Source organism: Nonomuraea sp. NPDC005501, from assembly GCF_040605905.1.
GTDB lineage: Bacteria > Actinomycetota > Actinomycetes > Streptosporangiales > Streptosporangiaceae > Nonomuraea.
Map to the genome: position 1 here is coordinate 367,508 of NZ_JBEXDT010000001.1, position 6,532 is coordinate 374,039.

Here is a 6,532-nt window from a genome sequence, read left to right on the forward strand (position 1 = left end):
CGGATGCCCCCGGCTCCGGAGAGCCGGGGGCACCTGGTGTCAGGCCGTCATGGGCGCTTCCACGGTTCGAAGTAGGCGACCGTGGCGAAGTCCATCTCCAGGGCGTCGGGCGGGGTGCCGCCCGTGGCGCTCACCCCGGTGACGAAGAGGCGGACCCCCGTGCCGGTCACCGTGTCCACCGCCAGCGCGTGCGCGCTGTCGCGGGCCGCGACCTGGCCGTCGTAGCGGCCGGTCCAGACGGGCGCACCGGTCCGGGCGTCGTAGGCGATCGTCACGTAGTCGTCGCCCGCCGACTCGTCGTCGGAGCTCTCACCGGTGACGACGACCTTGCCGCCGTCCGGCGTCACCGCGACGTCCCAGGCGTAGTCGTCGCGGTTGGCCCGGCCGTTGTGGCGCTGCACCCACGACCGCCGTCCCGTGGCCGGGTCGTAGGCGACGGTGGTGTAGTCGGCCTCGGTGCCCTCGCCCGTGGTGTTGCCCGTGACGTACAGCTTGCCGCCGCCGGGGGCGAGGGTGATGTCGTGGGGGTTGTCGCTGAGGTGGGCCGGGCCGTCGAAGCGGTCGGCCCACAGCTCCTTTCCGGTCGTGGTGTCGTAGGCGATGGTGGTCATGTCGGTCTGCGTGTCACGGTTCTCGGCGGAGCCGGTGATGAAGACGGCCTTGCCGTCCGCGGCGACCGTCGCGGCGACGGGGATGTCGATGGCGTTGGCCGAGCCGTTGTGGGCGGCGCTCCAGAGCTGCCGGCCCGTGCCCGCCTCGTACGCCACGGTGCCCCAGTCGGCCAGGCCCGTGCCCGACGGCCCCGAGCTCTGGCCGGTGACGAAGACCGTGGACCCGTCCGGGCTGACCTCGACCACCCGCGCGTCGTCCGTGCCCCCTCCGGGCCCGTCGAAGTACGACGTCCACCTGGGTGTTCCGTTGTCCGCGTCGTACGCGACGGTGACGTAGTCCTCCTTGCCCGCCTCGCCCATCGTGCTCATACCGGTGAGGTACACGGTCTTCCCGTCGGGGCTGACCGTGAGCGCGTTGGCGAAGTCGGAGCCGTTGCCCGCCCCGTTGCGCCGGGCGACCCACAGCTCCTTGCCCGTGGCGGCGTCGTACGCGATGGCGACCGCGTCGCTGCTGGTGTCCTTCCCGGTGCTGAGCCCGGCGAGGAACACCTTGGAGCCGTCGGGGCTCACCGCGAGCGACTCGACCTCGTCCCAGCCGGCGGGGCCGGTGTAGCCCGCGTTCCAGACCTCGGCGCCGGTGGCCGGGTCGTAGGCGACGGTGGCGATGCGCGGCTTGAGCACGCCCGGGGCCGGGTCGTAGCTGACGCCCGACACGTAGAGCCGCTTGCCGCCGGGGTCGAGGACGGTCTGCTCGGCCGAGTCGACGCCGCCCGCGGCGCCGAAGGTGGCCGCCCACTTCTCGGGCACCGGGCGCACGAGGACGGGGACGTTCACCGTGTGACGGCCGTCCTTCCAGGTGAGCCGGCCACCCCGGTAGACGTTCATCGGGGCGGTGGCCTGCGTGAACGTGACCGTGAACGACTTGGTCTCACCCGCGCGCAGCGTGAGCCGGCTCGGAGAGACCTTGGTCGTGATCCCGGCCAGCCCCGAGGTGGACGCCGTGTAGGTGGCGGTGGAGCGGCCGACGTTGGTGACCCTGCGGGTGACCGTCTGGGTGCCGGCCAGCCGCCCGACCGCGATGGAGGGAACGTTCATGTCGCTCGGGTCGAGCGAGTGGCCGGCCTTGGACAGCGCCTGGCAGACCTTGTCCTCGACGCCCTTGGTGGTCGCGCAGAGGAACGCGGCCCAGTCGTCGACGCCGCTGTCGTAGGCGAGGCCCGGGTCGGCGGCGCTGTTCGGGGTGACGTGCCCGGCTCCCTCGCCGAAGATGACCGCCGGCTCCGTGCCGGGTCCGTCGCGGACGTCGGAGCCCGTCGTCATCAGCGCCGACTTGATCGTCATGGGCGACCAGTCCGGGTGCAGGTCCTTCAGCAGCGCGGCCAGCCCGGCGACGTGGGGCGAGGCCATGGAGGTGCCGCTGAGGACGTTGAACTCCTGCCCGTTGTTGCCCGGCGGCGCCACCGCCGCCAGCACGTCCTGCCCGGGGGCGATCAGGTCCGGCTTCAGCAGGTCGCCGCCGCCCGCGCTGAGCGGGCCGCGCGAGGAGAACGAGGCGATGTACGGCGCCGGGACGTCGGTGCTGATCTTCGCCTGGTCGATCGTCGCCGTCGCGCCGGGGGTGGCGGCGTAGTCCTTGACCGCCTGCCTGTCCTTGACGTCGAGGTGCACCGTGGGGATCGTGTGCAGGTCGGCGTTGAGGGAGTTCTCGTCCACGTTGGTCAGGACCATGCCGACGCCGCCCGCCTCGGCGACGGCGGCGCTCTTGTTGAACCGGGGCGTCACCCCGCGGTCACAGATGACGATCTTGCCCTTGACCTTGGCCGGGTCGAGGACCGGCTTCCCGTCGTTGTCCTTGGTGGTGTAGCACTGCGCGGCGCGTGTCGGGTCGGCCCCGGGCAGCGTCGCGGCGGTCGCGTCGACGAGGGGCGCGGGGCCGGCCTTCGCCGCCAGCGAGACGCCGCTGTACGTGGCGCCGTTCCCGAGCGTCACCGAGCCCCGGGCGCCGCGGTTGTGCGTGCCCGCCGCGACCGTGGTGATCCAGGGGGACGGGTGCGCGACGGTCGACGCGGCCGGGCCGCTGTTCCCGCCCGCCGCGGCGACGAAGACGCCCGCCTCCGCGGCCGACAGGAACGCCATCTCCACCGGGTCGAGGAAGTCCGTGCTGGTCCCGGAGACGGAATAGTTGATGACGTCCACGCCGTCGGCCACCGCCTGGTCGATGGCGGCGACCAGGTCGGAGGTGTACCCGTTGGCCGTGGACGCGTCCTGCGTCGACCAGAGCGCCTTGTAGGCGGCGATCCGGGCGCGCGGCGCGATGCCGCTCACCTTGCCGAACGTCGCGGCGGCGCCGGTCGCGGGCACGTCGTGGTTGCCACCGGCCGTCGAGGCCACGTGCGTGCCGTGACCGTTGTAGTCACGCGGGGACAGGTACTCCCAGGGGAAGTACTCCTTCACCGCCGCGTCGCCGCCCCACGCGGCGGTGAAGTGCCGCGCCGCGACGAGCTTGCCGTTGCACGCCTTGCGGTCCCAGGAGTCGTCGCCGGCCTGCTCGCACTCGCCGTGGAAGCCCTTGACCGGAGGGTACGGCTTGCCCTTGCCGTCGGTGCCGGCGAAGCTCTTGGCGTCCGGCCAGATGCCGCTGTCGATGACGCCGATGACCAGGCCCTCGCCCGCGCCCTTCTTGCCGTCCGGGCCGCCGAGCCGGTCCCAGAGGCCGCCCCGCGCGTCGAGGCCCAGGAACGAAGGCGTCGAGGACGTCGCCACCGACACCTTCCTGTCCTCGGTCACGGCCACGACCTCCGGTAACGCCCTCAGCTGCGCCGCCTGGTCCTTGGTCAGCTTCGCGGCGAAGCCCTCGAACGCGTACACGTACTCGTACAGCTTCTTGCCGCCGCCCGCCTTGCGCAGCGTGGCGTCGTGCCGGCCGCGCAGGTGGTCGACGTACGTGGTGACCTCGGCGGAGCGCGGGTCGATCTTCTCGCCGCGCTGAGGCTTGGTCGTGGCCAGCCCGGCCCTGTCCCCCTCGTACGTCACGACGGGGTCCTCGGCCATGTGAACTATGTAAATATTCTGCTCTTCCGGGCCGGCTTCGGCGAAGGCCGGGCCACCGGGCCAGGCGGCTCCGGCCAGCATCAGCCCGGTCAACGCCAGCGTCGCCGACAGCCGTCTACGACCATGGCCAGCGGATTTGGACAGTTCCATCGTTGCCCTCCGTGCATCGCCGCCGATCAAAGCGGACGATCGCTGAGGCTAACGAGATCCGGCCATACGGGTGATCCGTACCGTATACGGATTTTTGCCACCTAACCCGGACGGAGAGATCCGCTAACCTGCTGGTGGTGAGCGAGAGGGGGTTGGCCGGATGCCCTTGGCGCCGCCCCGCCGCCCCTCGGGCTCGCTGTCGGACGTCCTCGTCGGACGGCAGTCCGAGCTGGCGCTCCTGCGTACGGCCGTCGCCTCCCCGCCCTCGCTCGTCCTCGTCGAAGGCGAGGCGGGCATCGGCAAGAGCCGCCTGGTGGGAGAGCTCCTCGCCACCCCGGAGCTGGCCGGCGTCCGCAGGCTCGTGGGCCAGTGCGAGCAGCTCCAGGAGCCCCTGCCGCTGTCGCCCGTGCTCGACGCCATCCGGCTGACCGGCGCCGAGCTGGCACGGTCCCGGCCGCTGAACCCGGTGACCGGGGCCCTCGCGCCGCTGCTGCCGGAGATCGCCGGACAGCTCCCGCCGCCCCCGCCCGCGCTGCACGACCAGCGGGCCGAGCGGCACCGGGTGTTCCGGGCGGCCGTCGCGCTGCTCGACCACCTGAGCCCGCTGGTCCTCGTCCTGGAGGACGTGCACTGGGCCGACGGCGGCACCCACGATTTCCTCTCCTTCCTGGCCTCCCACCAGCCGCGCGACCTGTCGGTCATCGTCACGATCCGCCCCGCGGCCGGGCCCCTGCCGCTGCGGGAGGCGTTCGCCCGGGCGCCGTCCGGCCCGGCGCTGACGGTCGGCCTCGCCCCGCTGAGCGGCTCCGAGGTGGAGGAGCTGGCGGCCGGCATCCTCAAGGCGGACCTCCCCCGCACGTTCACCGCGCCGCTGTACGAGAAGACGGGCGGCATCCCGTTCGTGGTGGAGGAGGTGCTCCGCACGCTCCTCGAACGGCTGCCCGCCGGCGAGATCCCCGGCCGGGCCGACGTCCTCGCCGGTCTGGCGGTGCCGACCGTGCTGCGTGACGTGGTGCTCCAGCGCCTGGCCTCGCTCGACGACACGGCACAGGAGATCATCGGCGCCGCGGCCGTCGTCGGCATGACGCCCGACGAGCACGTCCTCGCGGACGTCACCGAGCACGGCCCGGCCGAGGTCGCCCGGGCGCTCGCCAAGGCGCAGGCCGTCGGGCTCCTGCACGAGCAGGACGGCGGCTGCCGCTTCCGGCACGCGCTGGCGCGGCAGATCGTCTACGAGGCCCGGCCCGTGTCGGGCCGCCGCTGGCTGCACCTCAGGACGGCCCGCGCCCTGGAGTCCCGCCCGGGCCCGAAGCCGGTGGCCGGGCTGGCCCACCACTACCGGCACGCCGGCCGTACGACGGAGTTCGTGGAGAACGCGGAGGCCGCCGCCGGCACGGCGATGTCCCACGGCGACGACGCCACGGCCGCGCGGTTCCTGCTCCAGGCGCTGGAGACCGGCGAGCTGCCCGGCGACGTGCGGGTACGGCTGGCCGTCAAGCTCGGCCGGGCGGCCGTGGACGGGCTGGCCCACGCCGAGGCCGTGCCCATCCTCGAACGCCTGCTGGCCACCGAGCCCCTGCCCGCCCACCTCCGGGGCGAGCTGCGCTTCGCCCTGGGCCGCCTGCTGCGCCAGCAGGGCGAGGCCCGCGCCGGCCACCTGCGGATCGAGGAGGCGCTGGACGACCTCGCCGACCGGCCCGCCCTGCTGGGCCGCGCCCTCGCCGTACTGGCCGCGCCCGAGACCGTCGTGGACCGGCACATCAGCGAGCACACCGCCCGGTGCGACGAGGCGGAGGAGGCCGCGCGCCGCAGCGGCGACCCCGACGTCGGCGTCGCGGTGCGCATCACCCGCGCCTCGCTGCTGCTGGAGCAGGGCGACCCGGCGAGCCGGCGGCTGATCGACGAGCTGCGGCACGACGACCGCCTCCGGGCCGCGCCGCGCGAGCACGCCCGCGCCTGCCTCAACTGGGCGCAAGGCGCCCTGCACATCGGTCACCTGGACTGGGCCGAGGCGCTGCTGGCCGAGGGACGCCAGGTGGTGGACCAGGCGGAGTACCTGCGGCTGGCGGAGATCGTCGAGCTGGTGACGGCCGCCGCCGACCATGCGGCGGGACGCTGGGACGGGCTCGCCGGCCGCGTCCGCCACCTCGGGGACAGCGCTCCGGCCACCTTCGCCGCCGCGACCCTGGACGTACGGCTCCTGCACGGCACGCTGCTCGCGGCCACGGGCCCGGCCGAGGAGGCGGTGGCGGCCCTGACCGAGGTCATCGCGATCGCCGAACGCGTCGGGGCGGTGTGGCCGCTCATCCCCGCGCGGACGGCGCTGTCCCGGCTCCTCCTCACGCTGGACGACGCGGCCGGCGCGGCCGAGCAGGCGACGGCCGCGCTGGTACGGGTACGGGCGAAGGGCAACTGGGCGTGGGGCGCGCAGAGCGTGCTGTGCCTGGTGGACTCCCTCGACGCGCTGGGCAGGGCGGGTGAGGCGGTGGAGCTGGTGGACGAGCTGGCCGCGGGGATGGCGGGCGCCGACGCGCCCCTCGCCCAGGCGGCCCTCCTGACCGCCCGCGCCGTGCTCGCGCGTGCTTCGGGGCCCTCTGCGGCCGACCGGCTGCTGGACGGGGCCCGTACCGTGCTGAAGGACGCCGGCCTGCGCTACGAGGAGGCCCTGACCGGCGAGCGCCTCGGGCGATGGCGCTGCGAGCAGGGGGCGGCTGACGGCG

2 protein-coding genes are annotated in these 6,532 nt (G+C 74.0%); one reads left to right on the forward strand and one right to left on the reverse strand.

The features are described 5' to 3' along the window. Positions 1-47 precede the first annotated feature (47 nt). The gene (locus ABZS51_RS01865; protein WP_355434849.1) at positions 48-3,812 is read right to left on the reverse strand and encodes a S8 family serine peptidase; all 3,765 of its coding nucleotides are present in this window, start codon (positions 3,810-3,812) and stop codon (positions 48-50) included. A gap of 160 nt (positions 3,813-3,972) precedes the next feature. Here ABZS51_RS01865 and ABZS51_RS01870 point away from each other — a divergent pair. After that, positions 3,973-6,532 (forward strand): AAA family ATPase (locus ABZS51_RS01870; protein ID WP_355434852.1); only part of this gene is annotated, 2,560 nt, incomplete at its 3' end.

Coding starts and splice junctions, on each gene's coding strand:
- ABZS51_RS01865 (WP_355434849.1), bottom strand. CDS start 3,812: ATGGAACTGTCCAAATCCGCTGGCCATGGTCGTAGACGGCTGTCGGCG.